Here is a 19,663-nt window from a genome sequence, read left to right as displayed (position 1 = left end):
CGGGCCGGTGTCAGAAGGGCCAGTCGACGCTGAGGTACTGCGCCTCCTGGAACGCGCGGAGACCGTCGCGAGCTCCCTCTCGTCCCAGTCCGCTCTGCTTGAAGCCGCCGAACGGAGCTGCGGGGTCGGAGACGACACCGCGGTTGATTCCCACCATCCCCGCCTGAATCCGTTCGGCAAACGCCATCGCCCGCAATGTGTCTCCGGCAAACACGTAGGCGGCGAGGCCGTGCTCGGTGGCATTGGCCAAGGCGATCACTTCGTCGTCGTCCTGCCACGTCACCACCGGAGCGACCGGACCGAACAGCTCCTCGCTCAGGATCGGCGATCCGGGTGCCACATCTGTGAGGACGGTCGGTGCGACGAAGTGCCCGGGGAGGTCTGGTAGCGGCGCCTGCCGGACCACGCGCGCGCCGCCGGCGACTGCGGTGTCGACCTGGGTGGCCAGGCGGTCACGCTCTCGCGCACTGATCATCGGCCCGATGGCCGAACCTCGGCGGGGGTCGCCGACCGCAAGGTCGCCGACTCGCCCGGCGAGGAGGGCGACGTAGTCGTCGGCCACAGTTCGGTGCACGAGTATCCGGTTCGCGGCCGTGCACGCCTGGCCGCCGTTGCGGAACTTGGCGATCATGGTTCCGGCGACGGCCTGCTCCAGATCTGCATCCTCGGTGACGATCACGGGCGCGTTGCCCCCGAGTTCCATGGAGCAGTTGACGATGCGGTCGGCTGCGGCGTGCAGGAGGAGACGCCCCACACGAGTCGACCCGGTGAATGACAGTTTCCGCACGCGCTCGTCACCGAGCCACGTGTCGACCACCGGTCCGGGGTCGGTTGTCGTGACGGTCGTGAGGACACCGTCGGGGAGATCTGCTCTGGTGAGGAGGTCGGCGATCGCCATTGCCGTCAACGGGGTTTCGGCCGCCGGCTTGAGCACGACCGAACATCCGGCGGCCAAGGCGGGCGCGACTTTCCTCGTGACCATGGCGGCGGGGAAGTTCCACGGTGTGACGAGGGCCGCCACGCCGACCGGACGATGGGTGACGATGTTGCGGCTGCCGCCGGAATTGGCGACGCCGAAGGTTCCCTCGGATCTGACCGCCTCTTCCGCGTACCAGCGGAAAAACTCTGCCGCATAACGAATCTCGGCATGGGCGTCGGACATCGACTTGCCGTTCTCCTGGGACACCAGGTCGGCGAGTGAGTCGGCGTCCTCGATCATCATCCGGTGTGCTCGCATCAAGATGTCCGAGCGGTCACGTGGTGCCCGTGACGCCCAGGAATCCAGGGCGTGATGGGCACGCCGGACGGCCTCACGGGCTTCGGCGGGACCCATGTCAGGGACCTCCGCGACGGACGCCAGGGTGGCCGGGTTTTCGACAGTGAACGTGCGGAGCTGCACGAGGGGGCTCCTCTGGGTATGCGGGCGTGCCCGGGCGCATCGCAAGTGGCGGGCTCGGGCGAGGACGGGTTCGGGCTCAGGCGGTGGCCGAGATCCACAACCAGCGGACCGCGACCTTGCCCGGATTTCGATATGAGTGAGGTATGCGTGGATCGATGAGGAGAGCTTCGCCGGCGCGCAGCAACCGAGTCGTGTCGCCCGTGTCGAACTCGAGCTCACCATCGAGAACGAGGATCAGTTCCTCTTCCTCCGAGTGCTTGTACGGGGCCACGCGAGACCGGTCTCCCGGTTCGAGGATCGCTTCGAGCACCTGAATCGTCTTGGCGTTCTCGGGTGTTATGTAGCGATCTCGGTAGACCCCGGAGGGATGCACTGCGTGTCGGTGGGGCTCTCGTCCGCCGGGATCCGGGGAGCTCTCGTCTGCGGGCTGGTCGGGGCCCGGCATCAAGGCCGACATCGGGATGTTGAGCGCGCCGGCGATTCGTAGCAACGATGTGAAGGACGGATTTGTTCGTCCGCGCTCCACCAGCGACAGGAAACCGATGGAGAGTCCGGTCTGCTCTGCGAGCTGCCCCAACGTCATCGAGCGCTTCTTGCGATTCCGCCGTACTTCCGCACCGAGCTGTTCGGCGTCGTCGGGGCCGCTCGTCGGGGCCTCGGACGGAGGGGGTGGAGTCGACATGTCGCAGTCAGCCTACATTCTCGCCGACGAGATCGAGCAGCTCAGCCGGGTCACAACGACTCCCTCAGTCGTTCCAGTCCGACCGCGCAGATGAGCACGGTGCCGATCACGAGTTGCTGGACGTAGCTGGATACGTGCACCAGATTCATGCCGTTGCTCAGCACGCCCAGGAACAGGACACCGACGACGACTCGCCAGACCTTGCCCTCACCGCCGAAGAGCGAGGTGCCGCCCAGCACTGCGGCGGCGATCGAGAGCATGACGTAGCTACCGCCGAGGGAGGCCTCGCCGGATCCGACGCGAGCGGTCAGCAACACGCCTGCGAAGGCGGCCAGCACCGAGCAGAGCACGAAGCCGATCATGACGCTACGACGCACGTTGATACCCGCTGCGCGTGCGGCTTCCGGATTGCCGCCGACGGCGTACATGTCCCGGCCCAGACGTGCCCGGCCGAGGAGCACTGTGATGATGATCATCACCACGACTCCGAGCACGACCGGCACCGGTATTCCCAGAACCTCGCCGGTGCCGAGAACATCGGAGAACTGCAACGGGATTCCGGTGACGGGAGCGCCGTTCGAGACGATGAGCGCCAGTCCGGTGAGGATGGATGTGGTCCCGAGGGTCGCCATGAAGGACGGCACTCGCCAGAACGCGACGAGTGCACCGTTGACGAGACCGATCGCGACACCGAAACCCAAGCCGACCAGAAGTCCCACGGCGACACTCGCCTCCGGGACGACTTCTCGGGTCACGGTCGCGACAAGGACACTCGTTGCTGCCACCGTCGCGCCGACGGACAGATCGAGTTGGGCGTGGATGAGGACGATCATCTGGCCCAAGGTGATCAGCAGCAGGAAGACGGACTGTCGCGCCACGTTCACGAGATTCGAGCTCTCGACGAATTGCGGTTCGAGTACGGCGAACAGTGTCACCATCGCGACGAGCAGAACGGGAAGAAGGTAGTCGTACAGAAGTGGGCGTAGGGAACGTCGCCCGGAGCGGACATTGGTCAGCGCTGAGGCAGCAGCGGTCATGCGACCGACTCCTTTGTTGTCGTGGAGGGAAGAGAAGAGGGTTCGGGATTCGGGGTCGCCGTAAGGCCGAACATGGCGCGCCCGACGCGGTCGGCATCGATCTCCTCGCCCGTGAGATGGGCGGTGATCCGGCCTTCGGCGACGACGTAGATGCGATCACTCACACCCACGAGCTCGGTCAGGTCCGAGGAGATCATGATCACTCCGCAACCGCGGTCCGCGTAAGAACCGAGGAGCCGATAGACGTCGGCCTTCGCACCGACGTCGATACCGACGGTCGGTTCATCGAAGATGTGGACGTCGGAGTCGCGCAGAAGGCCGCGTGCGAGAACAGCTTTCTGTTGATTCCCACCGGAGTAGGACTGGGCTCGGCGCTCCACATCGCGCGGCCGCATGTCGAGCTTGTCCGCGAACTCGCGGCACCGTTGTTGCTCGTTCTTCGCCCGGATCAGACCGTTGGTTGTGAGACCTCCGGCACGATGAGCGCCCAGGGTCATGCTCTCGCGTATCGCCCGCATCGGAACGAGCCCCTCGCGCCGACGGTCGGCCGGGTAGTACACGAGCCCGCGCCGCAGCATCTTCGACGGTTGTGCCGGTCGAACATCGGAGCCACCAACTCTGAGACGGTCGACAGTGGATGGTTCGAGACCGAAGAGGGCACGTCCGATGTCGGACTTTCCGCAGCCGATCAGTCCGGCGACGCCGACGATCTCGCCACGCCGAACATGCACGGTGACGTCGGTCAACAACCGCGTGTTCAGTCCCTCGACGCGGAGGACTTCCTCCCCGGGGGTGCGAGGGGTGTGCTGGTAAAGGGTCTCCGCCGGACGTCCGATCATGCTTTCCACCAGTTCGTTTTCGATGATCGGACGTTCGGAGGTGTCTACGTATCGGCCGTCCCGGAGGACCGTCACCCGGTCGGCGATCTCGGTGACTTCCGCCATGCGGTGACTCACGTAGAGCACTGCCACCCCACGGGCGCGCAGACCGTCGACGATCGTGAGCAGACGACGGCTCTCCTCGTGTCCGAGTGAGGCGGTCGGCTCATCGAGGATCAGCACACGAGGCTCGTGTCGTAGGGCGCGCGCGATCTCGATCAGCTGTTGCTCGGAGCGTGCCAGGGAACGCGCCGGCCGGTCGAGGTCGAGCTCGACCCCGAGCATTTCCAGCGCTTCGGCGGCCTGGCGTCGGACGTCTTTCGGGTGCACGAAAGCGCGCGAGCCGGGGGCTTCGCCGAGTACGACGTTCTCGGCCACCGTCAACGACGGCACGATACTGAGCTCCTGGAACACGGTGCGGATGCCGACGGATCGGGATTCCTTCGGGTTCTTGAACCGGACCACTCGGTCGTCGACCCTGACCTCACCCGCTGAGGGTTGATGGATACCCGCCAGCACTTTGATCAGTGTCGATTTCCCGGCGCCGTTCTCACCCATGAGTGCATGGATCTCGCCTGCCCGGATGTCGAAGGAAACGTCGGCGAGCGCGGTCACCGGACCGAAGCTCTTCCCGACCGCCTCGAGGGTCACGACGGCGCTCACGCGTATGCCTCCTCGAACTCGAGTACGCCACCGATCCAGGTCCGCGTGACACGGATGTCGGCGATGTCGTCCACACCGACGGCGCGGGGATCGCGGTCCAGCGTGATCAGGTCGGCATGAGCGCCGACCTCGATGGTTCCGACGTGACCGCTCATCGCGAGTGACTCGGCCGCGGACAGGGTGTGGCACCGGAGGGCTTCGCCGACCGTGATCGCCTCGTGGGGTTCGACTCGGCGTCCCCAGTATCCTTTTCGTCCGACCGCTGAGGCGATGGTGGCGAACGGGTTGCTTGCTCCGGCCTCGCCACCGATTGCGACGTCCGAGCTGAACGCCGGCCAGATGCCCTCGTCGAGAATCGTCCGCAACGGCATCCGTCCACGGGTTCCGGTGGTGGGGAACAGCATCGGGACGAAATCGGCGATGAAGTTGGTGAGGAACCCGGGCTGCATCACCGGGAGGACTCCGGTGTCGCGCCAGCGTCGGACGGTCTTCTGGGGCTCTTCCAGCACGTTGCCGAGATGTTCGATCCTGACGCCTCCTCGGCGTATCGGTCCGGCCGCCGAAACCGCGTCGAGAGCCTCTTGTTGTGCACGAGTGCCGTTGGCGTGGATGGCGAGTTGGACGCCTGCGGCCTGGGTCGACTCGAGTGCGGCGATCAACGCGCTGCGCTCGAGGTTGAGCTTGCCGTGATAGCCGGGATGCGGAGCGTGGTCACAGGAGTACTCGGTCAGACTCGCCGCATTCCTCGCCGAGTAACCGCCGTCGGCGAAAACCTTTGTCCCGCATGCGATCAAGCGTCCACCCAGATCCGCTTCCCGGACCCACTGCAACGCTTGGTCGTGTGGGGCGAACGAGGGGGCCATGGCGTAGAGACCGAACCTGGCCGGTACCGCGGCGCTTCGCGAGGCTGCGGCGAGAGCGTTCAGATTCCGCTCCGACTCAACCATTTCACCGATCGTCGTGACCCCGTACCTGAGGAACTCCGACCGGTACACGCTGGTGAACGCGTCGACGAGTTCTTCGTGATCCGGTTCGGGAATACCGAGGTGGCGATCGATCTCGCCGACCACCCCGGTTGGGCGTCCGGCCGAGTCGAGTTCGACGACCGGGCGCCCCCACAGGCCCTCGGTGCTTCCCAGGAACCGCTCCACCCGAACGAGTTCCAGGGCTGCCGAGTTGAGCACCGAGACGTGACCGCCGCAGTGCACCACGATCGGGTGGGTTCGGGACACGGAATCGAGTTCGTCGCGAGTGGGTAACCGGCGTTCGGCGAGTTTCTGGTCGTAGAACAGATTGCCGTAACCCACCAGCCAGGGACCGCACAGTCGGCCTTCACGGAGGCCGTCGCTCAGTGCGTCGAGCGCCTCTGGGATCGTGCGAACGGTTGGCACACGGCAGTCGACCGCGCGTGCGCGTGCGGCTGCGTACTGGGAGAAGTGTGTGTGGGGATCGACAAAGCCCGGAGCGAGAACACCGTCGACCTCGGTCACCTCGGTTCCCAGGCCGACGAGGTGGCGGAGAAGATCATCGCCGCCGAGTTCGGCGATGACCCCGTCGCGGACCACCACAGTCGTGATGTCGGAACGAGCTGACATCGCGAGAACTTTGCCGTGTAGTACCAGTTGATCGCTCGTGTCGGCATTCACTGGGCGGCCTTCAGAGCGTAATTCGGCCGGAAGCTCTTCGGGGCGAAGCTACCGTTCATGTCGAAATCGTCGATGTTGGCCAACTCGCCTTCAGCCGAGCCGCAGACCACCACCGGAACGGGCGCATATCGCTCGACGGCACCGGGAGCAGGCAGATCCTCGAGCACGCGGACGGCGTAGTCCACTGCCATCTGCCCGATGAGGCTGGACTGTTCGGAGGGGCCGCAATTGGCCCGGCCGGCGCCCATCAACTCGACGAGTTCGGGAGTCACGTAGGTGCTGTAGACGCCGATCCGGTCGGCCAGTCCGCGCTCGCCGAGAACCTGCGTGGCCGCTTCGGCCATGACCGCGTTGCCCACCAGCGCATCGATGTCGGGATTGGATGCCAAGACGTCCTCGACCAGTCTGAGCTGCACTTCTTTTCCGGTGTCCCCGTACTTGACGTCGGCGACGGTGACCTGGGAGCCCGCAATCGTGGCCTCGAACCCTTCACGGGAACGCTCGGCCCAACCGGCGCCCGCCGGGCCGGGGAGCAAGGCTACGCGCATCGGCCGATCGAGGGAGACGAGGTGCTCAGCGATCAACCGGCCCATGTCGACGTAGTCCTGGAGGACATGGCCCGCAACCTCGTTGCTGGACACCCCGTTTCCGACGTCGATGACCGGGACGCCGGCCGCGACAGCATCTTTCACGGCGTTGTTCAGCGAATCGAAACTCACCGCGCTGAGAAGGATTGCGTCGGCACCTGACGACACGCAGTTCTCGACCTGCGAAACCTGTTCGGAGAGATTGCTGTAGCCGCCGGCGTCGCTGGTCGACAGCCCGACCCCGAGTGACTTCGCCTGGCTCACCTCGCCGTAATTGATGCCGATCCAGGTCGAGTCCTTCATGTGGGGGAGGACCGAGCACAATTGCCACGGTTTGGTGACCTGATCACGGGCGAGCGACGTGTACTTGCCCGTCGAGCTCGGTCCGACGCACCCGGCGGGATCGACGCCGGGTCCGGCGCAGTCGGTGAGAAGGGCGTCGACATTCCAGGATTGACCGGATGTGTCGATCTCCCGGATCGCGTCGGATGAGCTGCCGTCTTCTGCACATGACGTGATCAGGATGGTGCACCCGGCAAGCACCGCAGAGGCTCGCGCGAGTCGGGTCAGGGGGAGACGCATGAGACAAACTCCTTACGAACAGCCGTGATCAGGAGGGTTCACGGGTTTCAGAATGGGGACGAACGACGGCACTGAGCGACTCTGACCAGACCGTGGGACGGTGAGCTCACCAGGTCTTGGTGAGCTCACCTTCGGGGAATTGCTCGGCGGCGAAGTTGATTGCCCCCTGTGCGGACCGCGTGCTCAGGAAGCGCCGGACGACGCTCGATCGCACATCGAGCAGGTTGGACGGCCAGCGGGTGCCGACGCGACCGTAGATGCGCGAATACGCCTGCACCCCGTCGCTCAACGACCGTTGTTCGCTCTCCCACATACGCAGTGCTCGGTCGATGGAGTGGCTCTGCCCGATGGCCAACGCGAGTGCAACCGCATTCGTCATGGCCACGCACGCGGCCTGCCCGAGGTTCGGAGACATCGCGTGGGCGGCATCGCCGAGCAGTGCGGCGCGGCCGGTGTACCAATCGGATACGTGGACGTCGTAGAACGGCGCCCAGCGACCTTCACCGTCGGTAGGGATTCGTTCCAGTTGGGAGCGGAAGTCCGGGAAGCTCTCGATCCACGTCTCCGGGTCGAACGGCTGCTGACGTCGGCCGGCAACGTCGTCTGCGGGGCAGCAGAGGAACACGTAGGTCTCCTCCGGTGAGCAGGGCACGACCCCGATCCGCCGGCCCCCGTTCCACTGCTCGATCGCGCGGTGAACCGGGTCGTCGCTGGTACGAGGGATGAGATGGCGACCTCCGCCGTCGCGGAGGTCGACCATCTTGGTGCGCAGTCCGAGTGACTCGCGCACACGGGAGTAGACGCCGTCGGCGCCCACCACGAGGTCGGCAGGGTAGTGGGTGCCATCTGAGCCGATGAGCGTACCGCCTGACTCTGCGCCTGCGATCGGTGATTCGGTCCGTATGTCGACGCCAAGGCTCATCGCGGTGTCGACCAGAGATCGGTGGAGGTGGCGGCGGCCCACGGTGTACAGACGCTTGTTCCGCAGCCACTCGGTCTGGAGGGTTCGGCCGTGGTGATCGCGCAACGTCGGCTCGTCGAGGCGTTCCGCTCGGGCGACGACCGTATCGTAGGCGCCGATGGATTCGAGTGCCCGCAAACCGTTTTCCCACAAGTAGATTCCGGCGCCGATCTCTCGGAGCTCTCCGGTCTTCTCGTGGATGCGAACGGTCCAGCCGTTGCGCGCCAGCGCAGAGGCCAGGACGAGTCCGGACAGGCCGGCGCCGGCAATCTCGGCATGCATAGGTGTGTCTCCTTAGGGATTGAACGACAAATGAGGTCACGAGGGGATGGGCGGCAGGGCGTGCCGCTGTCAGAGCTGCGAGTGTCTTGCGTTGACAGCGCAGCGATACGGTGAGGCGGTGTCGGGCAACGCTCCACGGAGTCGAACCGCGACGCTGGGCGGCGTTGCCAGTTTTACTGACAGTAAAAATCCTAACTACATGAGCTTGCTGTCGGCAATAGCATTCGCAGGAGTTTTTACTGCTGTAACAATTCCGTTGATCGGCGACTGCCAGCGTCAATGGGCAGCCGAGCACGGATCGGATGTTCGCCGACGATGTAGGTGTCGGTCGGTGGTGGCTGTACGAAGCTGGTACCAAAGAGCCTGTGACACCCAGACCCGCCGCACCGTCGCTGGACGAACTCCGGCGCCGCACCAGCTCGAAATGGTCGACCCACCCCGACGACGTGTTGCCGCTGTTCATCGCGGAGATGGACTACCAGCTCGCACCTGTGGTCGCGGAGGCGATGATCGACCGCATCCGGGCGTCGGACGTCGGTTACGCCGGCGATTCGGGCGGCGTGGGAACGGCTTTCGCGGGTTTCGCGGAGCGGCGGTGGAACTGGCAGCTGAGCGCGGATGATGTCACGCTGACCACCGATGTGAGCGTCGTGATCGTCGAGTCGTTGCGGGCGGCAATACGTCCGGGTGACGGCGTCATCCTGATGCCGCCGGTGTATCCGCCGTTCTTCGAGCTGATCCCGGAGGCCGGCGGAACCGTCGTCGAGGTGCCGTTGCTCGACGATCCCGGGTGGCGGATGGATCTCGACGGCATCGAGGCGGCGTTGAAGGCGGGTGCGCGGGCAGTTCTGTTGTGTCACCCGCACAATCCGGTGGGCCTGGTCCACGACGCGTCCGACCTGACGCGGCTGGCCGACCTCGCGGCGTCCTACGGTGCGACGGTCGTCAGTGACGAGATCCACGCGCCGCTGGTGCATCCCGGCGTCGGGTTCGTCCCGTTCCTCGCAGTGAGTGACGTCGCCCGTGAGGTCGGCATCGCCGCTCATTCGGCCAGCAAGGCCTTCAACCTGGCGGGGGCCAAGTGCGCGTTGACGGTGGCCACCTCGGACACGGGCCGGGGGATCGTCGCGCGTCAGCCCGACGAGGTGCAGTACCGCACGTCCATCCTCGGCCGCGCCGCCACCGAGGCCGCCTTCGCTCGGGGCGACGACTGGCTCGACGCCACCCTGGAGGTCATCGGCGAGAGTCTCGACCTGCTCGATCAGCTCCTGGCCGGACATCTACCGGGCGTCGGTTATCGGCGGCCGAATGCGTCGTACCTGGCCTGGCTCGACTTCCGCGACGCCGGACTCGGCGACAACCCCGGGCTGCCGATCCTCGAGCACGGAAGGGTCGCGTTGCACTACGGGCCGGCATTCGGCGCGCAGGGAGCGGGCTTCGCACGGTTGAACGTCGCGTGTTCGCCGGAGGTGCTGACCGAGGCGGTCGAACGGATCGCCCGCGTCGTCGCCAATCCACCTGTTTCCTAACTCGAAACCGCGCCTGCTGCCGCGGTCGGCTGCTATGAATCTCAGAATGGACAACGACCGGGCAGCCGAGTGGGACGAGCGATACGGCAATGCCGAGAGACTGTGGACCGCGGACGTCAATCCCGCGCTGATCACCGAGACCGAAGGCCTTCCGCCGACCACCGCGCTGGACGTCGGTTCGGGGGAGGGTGCCGACGCCCGCTGGCTGGCGAAACGCGGCTGGCAGGTGACCGCGGTCGACATCTCACAGGTGGCGCTCGACCGGGCGCGCGAGATCAGCGGCGATCTGCCGATCACCTGGACACACGCCGACCTCGTCCTCGATCCCGTTCCCGGCGGCGACTACGGACTCGTCGCGCTGCACTACTTCCCGATCCCTGTCGAGGACATCGAGGTCGCGCGAAAACTCGTCGCCGCGGTCGGGCCGAGAGGTTCGTTGCTCGTCGTCGCCCATGCGCCGGAAGGCGTGCGGGCACACGGGTTCGATCCCGACGACTACGTCCAGCCCGGCGGTTTCGCCGACCTCCTGGACGCGGGATGGGAGATCATCACCGACGACACGCGTGAACGCGGCAAGGCGGCCGGCGGAGGGCACCACACACACGACGTGGTGTTCCGTGCACGACGAGCCCACCAGTAATGCCGGCGCAGGTCAGTCGAGTGCGGCGCGCACCGCGTTCGCGACCTGCTGGTGGCCCTTCGCGTTCGGATGAAGGCGTATCGCAGCGACCGGATTCGTGTACGGCTCCACCCACCTCGTCGACTGGGACTTGCACGAGTCATGCCCGACGCTGGGGCCATAGGTGTCGACGAAATCGACGTTGGCCAACTGGGCCTGGGTCTTCAGCATGGTGTTCAATTCGACCTCGAGGCGGTCGAGAAACGCGGTGTCCCCGGCGGAGAACGGGTTTCGGCCGGGACAGTTGCCCTGCTTCGGGTACACCGCCGGATATCCGACGACGAGGATCTTCGCGGAGGGCGCGCGGCTCTTGATCCCGGCGATCGCGGTGGCGATGTTGGCGGCCGTCACCTGGATCTCCGCGGAGTACCGACCGAGGGTCCGCGCCTCACACGGTGCGAGCTGCGAACTGCCCGAAGCCGTTTGCGAGCAGTCGGCGATGCTGCCCGAGTACACATTTCCGTCGTTGTAGCCGATCTGCATGGTGACGAGATCCGTCGTCGAACTCAGACCGTCGAATTGCGGTGGCTGACCGGCGGTCTGGCTCGTCGTCAGGTGCCGGGTCTGGGCACCACCGCAACTCATGTCCTTGAGCCGAAAGCCCTCCGCGTCGGCGACCAGGTTCGGGAAGTTCTTCGTGGACCGCCCACATCCGCTCGGTCCTCCTGCCGACGGGGGAATCCCCGCGCCGGCCGAGAACGACGCGCCGAGGGCGACGTATTCGGTGGGGTCATCGGCGAGCGCGACCGCGGTTGCTCCGGCTATCAGTCCGGCCACGGAGGCCAACGCAAGGGCGAGTGTTGTTGTTCGGCGACGTAGACGCATGGGTCGAGAGTGACCGTCTGCGTACTGGAGTGAACTCGCGGTGACTGCTTCGTGAGTGAACCGAGATGTCCTCGACATCAAGCAAGTCGGACTTTGTCACTTGATCAGAGGTAAACGCTGAACACGGCACATCGGACTTTACGTTCGATTTACCGTGACGTTGGCGCAGTGGGATTCAACCGACGACGTTCCTGCGTCCCTATCGGGGAGGTTTCTTGAATAAATCATCAGTGCGCGCCCTGTGCGCGACGGTATTGGCGACAGGCGTGATGGCGGGCGGAATGACCGGCGCCGGAGCAGCATTCGCCGAAGATGCGGGTGGACTGATCCTGCCGGGGGTCAACAACGGGGACTGCACGGCGACCATCAAGGTCACCAACTTCACGAATTCGACCTTTTTCCAGCCGGATTGGTGGTTCGAGCAGGAGAACGACCCGGCCATGGTGAACGCGACGACCATCCCGGCCGAGATGCCGGCCCCGTGGCATGAGTCCTCAGGAATTCAGTGGCCGATGGCGCGCTGGGTGGGCGATCCGCCGTTGGCCTCGGGCCTCGGTCCGGGGGTCGACGGCTGGGGCAACGGCAATCTCTACAGCCGGAACGCGCAACCCGACGGGTTCGTCACACAGCGGACGATCGACCTCAAGACGGTGACCGGTGCGCCCGAGCCGTCGGCGGAGGGAACGAAGACGATCTGGTTCCGGATCAAGACCGGGCCCCAGACCGCAGATCAACTACCCGCACCGCAGAAACTGGTCGTCGAAGGCTGCCGCAGCTCGAGCGGTGGGCTGGACTTCGGCTCGCTCAGCCTCTAGTTACTCGTTGCCGACGGAGACCAGATTGCGTTCTGTCGCGCCTACCGCGACACGACGCAATCTGATCTCGAGCTGGGGTCGCTCTACCCGCCGAACAGCAGGTACAGCCCGAGGAAGGTGTAGCAGACCATCGTCACCATCATGGTGAGCTGGCCGGTCAGCTGATGCCGTCGGGGAAGTAGTCGCAGCGAGGCGTCGTGGGCCGCGGCGACTCCCATCATGTGTCCGCCGACGACGAAGAGCACCTTCAGCGTCACGGTGAACGTCGGGTGATCGGACATGATGTACACCGGGTGGGAATCGCTCAGCCACAACAGGTTCCAGCCCCGCCCCAGCGGATCGCCGAGAGCCAGGAGCGCTTCCTGCCCCTGTTCGACGAGGGACTGCAGATAGTGGGCGAGGATGTACCCGATCACGATCGGGATGAGCGAGTGCGCCATCAGTCCGGGCAGCCGGCGCCGGAGATCGGGTGACACCCCGCCGACGGCGCGGGCGGCCGACCAGAAAGTCACCACGACCACGCCGATGAACACGAGCAGACCGGCGGTTGAGAGGAGCGTCGTGACCATCTGGCTTCCGTCGGCGCGCTCGTCGACGAACTCCTGCCACAGCGGGATCGCCGAGAAGCTGTCGAAAGCGGTCGACCCCAGCAGGATCGCCAGGACGGTGACGGTTCCGGGCAGGACCGGCAGCGTGGTCAGCGAGTTCATCGGACTGCGCACGATCACCCTGCCGTCGGCGTTCTTCGCGAACGGTGCGAGTCGGGAGGCCACGGTGCTGTACACCGCGAACGGGTCGGCGTTGTCAGCCCACCGCAGTCCACAGACGAAGCCGCCGACGAGTGTGATCACGACGTAGAACAGCAACCAGAACCGCACGGCCGCCACTGATCCCGGCTCCGGGGAGGCCAGTTCCAGCCAGACGAAGGCGAACAGGCCGAACGCGGCCGGCCACCAACCCAGACGTCGGGGATAGGCCTTCCATCCGACAACTCGGGGGCCGAGGACGGCACCGACGACGCGCAGCACGGTGCGGATCGGCGACAGGAGCCGCCAGACCGGACCGACCAACGCTGACAGCACCGTCATCCCGACCCACAGCAGCACGTAGAACGCACCGGGAAGCGGATTCTCGTCGGTGTCAGGACCGAACGCGGCGAGCACCAGCCACAGTGTCAGTACCAGGGCGGCGACGGAGATCACGCCTCGAACCCACGAGTTGTCTACGAGCGCCGTCACCCACGACGGCAGTTCGCGCCCGGCGTCGCCCTGCCCGTACCGCGGTGTGCGCCAGGCGAATGCGATAACCGCGAACGAAATCGTCAATGCCCAGGCGCCGGCGATCAGCACAGTGGTCAGCGGGACCGGCAGGTACTCCGAACCGCCCAGACCGTGGGCGAGCAGGGTTTCAGTCGGCCTCACGGTCGGGGGCATCGGCCTCGTTCCGGGTGGGTGGGACGGTGTGGTCGGGATCGGTGGGGCTCTCGGAATCGAGGGTGTCCTCGTCATCGCCCCGACGACGGTCGTGGATTGCGATCGCGACGATGACGCCCACCAGGATGAACGCCGGGATCACGGCGGGCAGCGCCAGGATCAGGGGATGTGTGGCGAGGTGGTGGACCACCACATCCGGTCCGGTGGTGATCATGGTTGTGATTGCAATTCGTGTTCTCGCGCGCTCGTGGTCGTCTCGCGGGAGTTGACCCGCCCGGCGCCCCACGACAACGCGGTGATGAGCAGCAGTGTGCACACCAGCACCACCAGCGAGGCGACGCCGAACAGCCATGACGGGTAGTCGAACGTGCGCTCGCGCTGGAGGATCGAGATCTCCGCGACGAACGGTTTCGTCGATGTCAGTTGCGCCGGCTCACCTTCTGCGCCGATCGCGGGATCGGCCGGCAGATAGACCGGCACCCCGGCCATCGTGGTCCCATCCTGTACGCGCAGGATCGTCTTCCATGATCCCGAGACGGGCATCGGTTCGGTGGACCGGAAGTGGTTGGGGCCCACACGTTCGAGCCGGTCGATGACGATGCCGCGGTCGTTGTCGGTGCCGCCCTGCCAGGACATCAACGTGACCCACTCCGGATCGCCGCTGATCGCATCGGACGGGTCTAGGTAGACCTCGGCCGTCACGTTCTGGTCGGCCGCGGCGTTGGGCCCGGCCGGGGTCAGGACGACGCGGGCCGTCATGTCGGCCGGTACCGAGACCCGCAGACCGTTCGCGACGGCACCGCCGACCACCAGCACAGAGAGCACAACGGCGGTGATGCTGATCCAGCGTCGTGGCAGGCGTTCACCGACGGAGACGGTGCCGAGCAGCGCACCGCACAGCCCCATGACCACGCCCACCGGGATGGCCATGGCCAGCGCTTCGCCCCACATGCCGGTCACCCACGGGAACGGGTAAGCCGCCGCGATCCACCAGGATTCGATCCAGAGGCCGACGGTCGCGACGCCCAGGCCCGCCACCGCGCCGTAGAGCACACGACGTTTGAACAGCGGCGTCAGCGCGAGCAGCTCGATGACCACGGCTGCGCCCAGGTACAGGGGGAACACGTTGATCGGCGCGCCGAGCGCGGGACCGACGACGACCGCGACGACGCCGCGCAACAGGATCGCGAAGACCGCGGCGACGAGCGCACTGCCCGGTCCGAGACTGATCCGGGCGGCGACCAGCGCGAACGCCCCGGCACCGGCGATCATCATCGGCTGTAGCACCAACCGGAACTGCTCGACGCCGAAGTCGTATTCGATCTGGAAGACCGACATGCCGATGACCAGACCGCCGAAGGCCAGGCAGCGGACGATCCATTGCCCGCGTCCGTCCGGTGGGAGGTCAGGGCCCATCGCGGCCCTGCCCTCGCGGTCGAGGATGACGACCGCGATGAGCGACAGCCCGGCACCGCCGATCAGCATCAGGTGCGTCGGACCCCAGAGGGTGACGTCCTGGCCGAAGATGCGGTGCCAGACGTCGTCCAGGGGGAAGCCGACCAGGGCGTAGAAGCCGCAGCCCGCCAACAGGATTCCGCCGACCGGCGCGTACCAGTGCCGGGTGATCCGGATGGCGGAGGCGCCGGGCTTGTCGAAGGGCAGGAAGACCGACAGCATGCCGGAGATGAACAACAGAAACAGGCCGACCAGGATGAAGTAGTGCGCCGGGTTGGCGAGGGGTCCCTCGTCGCGACCGTCACCGATGTGCAGGCTGACGTCCCACAGGAAGCCGAACAGGGCGCAGATGATCGTGCTGGTGAACAGGAAGATCGGCAAGGCCGCCCATGGCGGTCGGTTGACGCGCCGGGCTGCCCACTCCGAGAGGGTGGTCAGCCAGGTGATCTTCCGTGTCCGGTGCAGGTACCCGATCCAGAGGAGCCCGATCGACACCACCGCGGCCACTGCCGACATCAGGAACACCTGGTCGAGTGCCGCCCCTCCGCCTTCCGCGGCGAGGTGGAGGTTCGTGACATCGCTTGTTGTCATGAACGAAGTATGCACATTTCATCCATGTCCCGGGAGGGCTTGGTCAAACCTGCGCGCACGATCTGCGCGCAACGCGTGTCAGCGGCAGACGGCACCCTGCGACGCCGACGTGACCAGCTTCGAATACTTCGCCAGAACCCCGCGGGTGTACCGCGGCGGCAGGGGAGTGAACTCCTTGGCGCGGGCTTCGAGTTCGGCGTCGTCGACCAGCAGGTCCAGGAGGCCGCGTCCGACGTCGAGCCGGATGCGGTCACCGTCGCGGACCAGGGCGATCGGTCCGCCGTCGACTGCTTCGGGCGCGACGTGACCCACGCACAGTCCGGTGGTGCCGCCGGAGAACCGGCCGTCGGTCATCAGCAACACGTCCTTGCCGAGGCCGGCGCCCTTGATGGCGCCGGTGATGGCCAGCATCTCGCGCATGCCCGGTCCGCCCTTGGGGCCTTCGTAGCGGATGACGACGACGTCGCCGGCGGTGATCGTGCCGTCTTCGAGGGCGTCCATCGCAGCGCGCTCGCGGTCGAAAACCCTTGCGGTGCCTTCAAATGCGTCGGAGTCGAACCCGGCCGACTTCACCACCGCACCCTCCGGGGCCAGCGAGCCCTTGAGGATGGTGATGCCGCCGGTCGGATGGATGGGTGACTTGGTGGCCCGCAGGACCTGCCCGTCGGGATCCGGCGGCGCGATGTGCGCGAGGTTCTCCGCGACCGTCTTGCCGGTCACCGTCAGGCAGTCACCGTGCAGCAGCCCGGCGTCGAGCAGCGCCTTCATCACCACCGGCACACCGCCGATGCGGTCGACATCGGTCATCACGTGCCGGCCGAACGGTTTGACGTCGGCGAGGTGGGGGACGCGGGCGCCGACGCTGATGAAGTCGTCCAGCGTCAGTTCGACCTCGGCCTCGTTGGCGATGGCGAGAAGGTGGAGCACCGCGTTGGTGGACCCGCCGAACGCCATCACCACGGCGATCGCGTTCTCGAAGGCCTCGCGGGTCATGATGTCGCGGGCGGTGATCCCGCGACGCAGCATCTCGACGACGGCCGCACCGCTCTGCCGCGCGAACTGGTCGCGACGCTTGTCCGGGGCGGGGGGAGCGGCGCTCCCGGGGAGTGACATCCCGAGTGCCTCGGCGGCGCTCGCCATCGTGTTCGCCGTGTACATACCGCCGCAGGCGCCCTCACCCGGGCAGATGGCGCGTTCGATGGTGTCGACGTCCTCGCGGCTCATGAGTCCGCGGGAGCACGCGCCCACCGCCTCGAAGGCGTCGATGATGGTGACCTGACGTTCCGAGCCGTCGGACAGCGTCGCGTATCCGGGCAGCGTGGACCCGGCGTAGAGGAACACCGAGGCGAGGTCGAGGCGGGCGGCGGCCATGAGCATGCCGGGCAGGGACTTGTCGCAGCCGGCGAGCAGGACCGAGCCGTCGAGGCGTTCCGCGCTCATCACGGTCTCGACACTGTCGGCGATCACCTCGCGGGAGACCAGCGAGAAGTGCATGCCCTCATGGCCCATGGAGATGCCGTCGGAGACCGAGATGGTGCCGAACTCCAGCGGATAACCGCCGCCTTCGTGGACTCCGTCCTTGACGGCCTTGGCCAGACGGTCGAGGGAGAGGTTGCACGGGGTGATCTCGTTCCACGACGACCCGACACCGACCTGGGGTTTCACCCAGTCGTCGTCGCCCATGCCCACCGCGCGGAGCATGCCGCGGGCGGCGGTTTTCTCCAGGCCGTCGGTGACGTCGCGACTGCGAGGTTTGATGTCCACGTCGTTGCCTGTGCTGGTGCGCTCGGTCATGTGGTCCACGGTAGTGGTCCGCAGACGAGATCAGGCTGCGTTTCATCTCGCCGAACGGGCTGAAACGCAACCTGATCTCGATGAACACCAGATGTTTCTAGGCGCGCAGTTCGCGCTTGAGCAGCTTTCCGCTCTGGTTGCGCGGCAGTTCCTCTACGAACTTCACCAGCTTCGGGACCTTGAACGGCGCGAGCCGCTGCTTGACGTGGTCGATCAGCTCGGCCTCGGTGACGACCGCCTCGGCGCGCAGCACGACGACTGCGGTGATCGCCTCGATCCACTTGTCGTCCGGGGTGCCTATGACGGCGACCTCGGCCACGGCGTCGTGGGTGTAGATCGCGTCCTCGACCTCGCGCGAGGCGACGAGGATGCCGCCGGTGTTGATGACGTCCTTGATGCGGTCGACGACGGTGACGTAACCCTCCTCGTCGCGCGTGACGAGGTCGCCGGAGTGGAACCAGCCGTCTCGGAAGGCCTCTTCGGTGGCGGTCGGGTTGTCCCAGTAGCCCTGGCACAGCTGCGGCGAGCGGTACAGGATCTCGCCGGGTTCACCGACCGGCACGTCGTTGCCGTCGGCGTCGACGACGCGGGTCTCGACGAAGAACACCGGCCGTCCGCACGAAGCGGGTCGGGCGTCGTGCTCCTCGGGGCGGAGAACCGTTGCCAGCGGACCGATCTCGGACTGACCGAAGCAGTTGTAGAAGCCGAGGTCGGGGTAGCGCTCGCGGAGGCGCTGCAGGACGGTGACCGGCATGATCGACGCGCCGTACTGTGCCTTGCGCAGCGACGACAGGTCGCGGGTCTCGAGGTCGGGGTGCGCGGCCAGCGGCACCCACACGGTCGGCGCCAGGAACAACGAACCGATCTTGTGTTCCTCCACGAGACGCAGGATCTCGGGGATGTCGGGTGCGGGCATCAACCGGATCGTGGCGCCGACCGCCAGGTACGGAACCATGAAGACGTGCATGCCTGCCGAGTGGTACAGCGGCATGCAGATGAGGGGATTGTCATCGGACTTGAGATCCAGCGCGATGATCGACGAGGTGTACTCGTGGATCAGGGCACGATGGGTCATCATGGCGCCCTTGGGCTTTGACGTCGTGCCCGAGGTGTAGAGGAACTGCACGAGGTCGGTGTCCTCGACCGAGACGTCGAGTGCGGGAACGTCTCCCGTGGTTGCGATCGCGAACAGTGAATCGTCGGCGTCGCGCAGGGGGAGCACGAACTCGGCCGGTACGACGTCGATGACGGCGTCGAGGTTCTCGGTGAGAGCCGGGTCGACGAGAACGGCCCGGGCGCCGGACTGCTCGAGCAGGTAGCTCAGTTCGCCGGCGCGCAGGGCGTAGTTGATCGGTACGTGGACGAGCCCGGCACGCGCCGCGGCGAGATAACCGATCACGTAGGCGTGCGAGTTGGTGCCGTAACCGGCCACGCGATCACCCTTGGTCAGACCGAGGGAGAGGAGGTGACCGGCGGCGCGGGTCACGGCGTCGTCGAGCTCGCGGTAGGTCAGGGTGTCGTCGCCGAAATGGAGGGCGGCGCGGTCGGGGAATCTCGCGGCAGTGCGGCGCAGCACTCCGTCGACGGTGTTCGAAGTGGGGGTCATCACATCAACAGAATGACGGTTGAGCGGAGCGTCGTGGCACGCACCCCGTTCCTCGTCAACGGATGTTGGTGTGGGCAAGGCGCCGGTGGACGAGACCCCAGGTACCGCGCCGGGGTGACCGGCGCGGTACCTGGCGGTCTATCTCGACGCACGTCCCACGCCAGGACTGTGCGTACGCGGCGCCTCACACAGATAACCGGTTGGCGACCGGAACAGCGA

At 66.3% G+C, this 19,663-nt stretch carries 16 protein-coding genes; 3 read left to right on the top strand and 13 right to left on the bottom strand.

What is annotated here, in order from left to right:
- Positions 1 to 10 precede the first annotated feature (10 nt).
- From M1L58_RS08100 to M1L58_RS08070, 7 genes are all read right to left on the bottom strand, one after another.
- Positions 11 to 1,399 (bottom strand): NAD-dependent succinate-semialdehyde dehydrogenase, encoded by a 1,389-nt coding sequence (locus M1L58_RS08100; protein ID WP_248658495.1) that lies wholly within the window; start codon positions 1,397 to 1,399, stop codon positions 11 to 13.
- A 76-nt stretch (positions 1,400 to 1,475) separates the two neighbouring features.
- A complete protein-coding gene (locus M1L58_RS08095; protein WP_248658494.1) occupies positions 1,476 to 2,081 on the bottom strand; it encodes a helix-turn-helix domain-containing protein in 606 nt (201 codons plus the stop codon).
- 50 nt (positions 2,082 to 2,131) lie between these two features.
- Positions 2,132 to 3,118, bottom strand: a complete 987-nt coding sequence (locus M1L58_RS08090) for an ABC transporter permease (protein ID WP_248658493.1) — start codon at positions 3,116 to 3,118, stop codon at positions 2,132 to 2,134.
- Positions 3,115 to 4,659 carry a sugar ABC transporter ATP-binding protein gene (locus M1L58_RS08085; RefSeq protein ID WP_248658492.1) on the bottom strand — a complete coding sequence of 515 codons (1,545 nt, stop codon included), beginning with the start codon at positions 4,657 to 4,659 and terminating at the stop codon, positions 3,115 to 3,117. The genes M1L58_RS08090 and M1L58_RS08085 overlap by 4 nt, the downstream gene beginning before the upstream one ends.
- Positions 4,656 to 6,254: an amidohydrolase gene (locus M1L58_RS08080; RefSeq protein ID WP_248658491.1), complete on the bottom strand. Its 1,599-nt coding sequence runs from the start codon at positions 6,252 to 6,254 to the stop codon at positions 4,656 to 4,658. The genes M1L58_RS08085 and M1L58_RS08080 overlap by 4 nt, the downstream gene beginning before the upstream one ends.
- 47 nt (positions 6,255 to 6,301) lie before the next feature.
- Positions 6,302 to 7,474, bottom strand: a complete 1,173-nt coding sequence (gene torT / locus M1L58_RS08075) for a TMAO reductase system periplasmic protein TorT (RefSeq protein ID WP_248658490.1) — start codon at positions 7,472 to 7,474, stop codon at positions 6,302 to 6,304.
- 106 nt (positions 7,475 to 7,580) lie between these two features.
- Entirely contained in the window at positions 7,581 to 8,717 is a 1,137-nt protein-coding gene (locus M1L58_RS08070) for an FAD-dependent oxidoreductase (RefSeq protein WP_248658489.1), read from the bottom strand.
- A 365-nt stretch (positions 8,718 to 9,082) separates the two neighbouring features.
- Between M1L58_RS08070 and M1L58_RS08065 the strand changes: the two genes are divergently transcribed.
- Both M1L58_RS08065 and M1L58_RS08060 read left to right on the top strand, forming a co-directional pair.
- Positions 9,083 to 10,246, top strand: coding sequence for a MalY/PatB family protein (locus M1L58_RS08065; protein WP_248658488.1), 1,164 nt, complete (start codon positions 9,083 to 9,085; stop codon positions 10,244 to 10,246).
- A gap of 46 nt (positions 10,247 to 10,292) precedes the next feature.
- Positions 10,293 to 10,886, top strand: coding sequence for a class I SAM-dependent methyltransferase (locus M1L58_RS08060; protein WP_248658487.1), 594 nt, complete (start codon positions 10,293 to 10,295; stop codon positions 10,884 to 10,886).
- Between the two features lie 12 nt (positions 10,887 to 10,898).
- Here M1L58_RS08060 and M1L58_RS08055 read toward each other — a convergent pair whose 3' ends face one another.
- Positions 10,899 to 11,750: an SGNH/GDSL hydrolase family protein gene (locus tag M1L58_RS08055; RefSeq protein WP_248658486.1), complete on the bottom strand. Its 852-nt coding sequence runs from the start codon at positions 11,748 to 11,750 to the stop codon at positions 10,899 to 10,901.
- Positions 11,751 to 11,980: 230 nt separating this feature from the next.
- On the opposite strand from M1L58_RS08055, the gene M1L58_RS08050 reads away from it, so the two are divergent.
- Entirely contained in the window at positions 11,981 to 12,565 is a 585-nt protein-coding gene (locus M1L58_RS08050) for a hypothetical protein (RefSeq protein ID WP_248658584.1), read from the top strand.
- A gap of 83 nt (positions 12,566 to 12,648) precedes the next feature.
- Here the strand turns inward: M1L58_RS08050 and M1L58_RS08045 are convergent, their stop codons facing one another.
- The 5 genes from M1L58_RS08045 to M1L58_RS08025 all read right to left on the bottom strand — a co-directional run bounded on the left by M1L58_RS08045 (position 12,649) and on the right by M1L58_RS08025 (position 19,444).
- Positions 12,649 to 13,998, bottom strand: coding sequence for a hypothetical protein (locus M1L58_RS08045; RefSeq protein ID WP_248658485.1), 1,350 nt, complete (start codon positions 13,996 to 13,998; stop codon positions 12,649 to 12,651).
- Positions 13,973 to 14,212 carry a hypothetical protein gene (locus M1L58_RS08040; protein ID WP_248658484.1) on the bottom strand — a complete coding sequence of 80 codons (240 nt, stop codon included), beginning with the start codon at positions 14,210 to 14,212 and terminating at the stop codon, positions 13,973 to 13,975. Before M1L58_RS08040 ends, M1L58_RS08045 begins: the two co-directional genes overlap by 26 nt.
- A complete protein-coding gene (locus M1L58_RS08035; RefSeq protein WP_248658483.1) occupies positions 14,209 to 16,044 on the bottom strand; it encodes a hypothetical protein in 1,836 nt (611 codons plus the stop codon). Before M1L58_RS08035 ends, M1L58_RS08040 begins: the two co-directional genes overlap by 4 nt.
- A gap of 78 nt (positions 16,045 to 16,122) precedes the next feature.
- Entirely contained in the window at positions 16,123 to 17,838 is a 1,716-nt protein-coding gene (gene ilvD / locus M1L58_RS08030) for a dihydroxy-acid dehydratase (RefSeq protein ID WP_248658482.1), read from the bottom strand.
- A gap of 97 nt (positions 17,839 to 17,935) precedes the next feature.
- Complete coding sequence (locus tag M1L58_RS08025) at positions 17,936 to 19,444, bottom strand: acyl-CoA synthetase (RefSeq protein ID WP_248658481.1); 1,509 nt, start codon at positions 19,442 to 19,444, stop codon at positions 17,936 to 17,938.
- Positions 19,445 to 19,663 lie beyond the last annotated feature (219 nt).

This window comes from Gordonia sp. C13 (assembly GCF_023218005.1).
Taxonomy (GTDB): Bacteria; Actinomycetota; Actinomycetes; order Mycobacteriales; family Mycobacteriaceae; genus Gordonia; species Gordonia namibiensis.
This window is presented reverse-complemented; position numbering and strand designations above follow the sequence as displayed.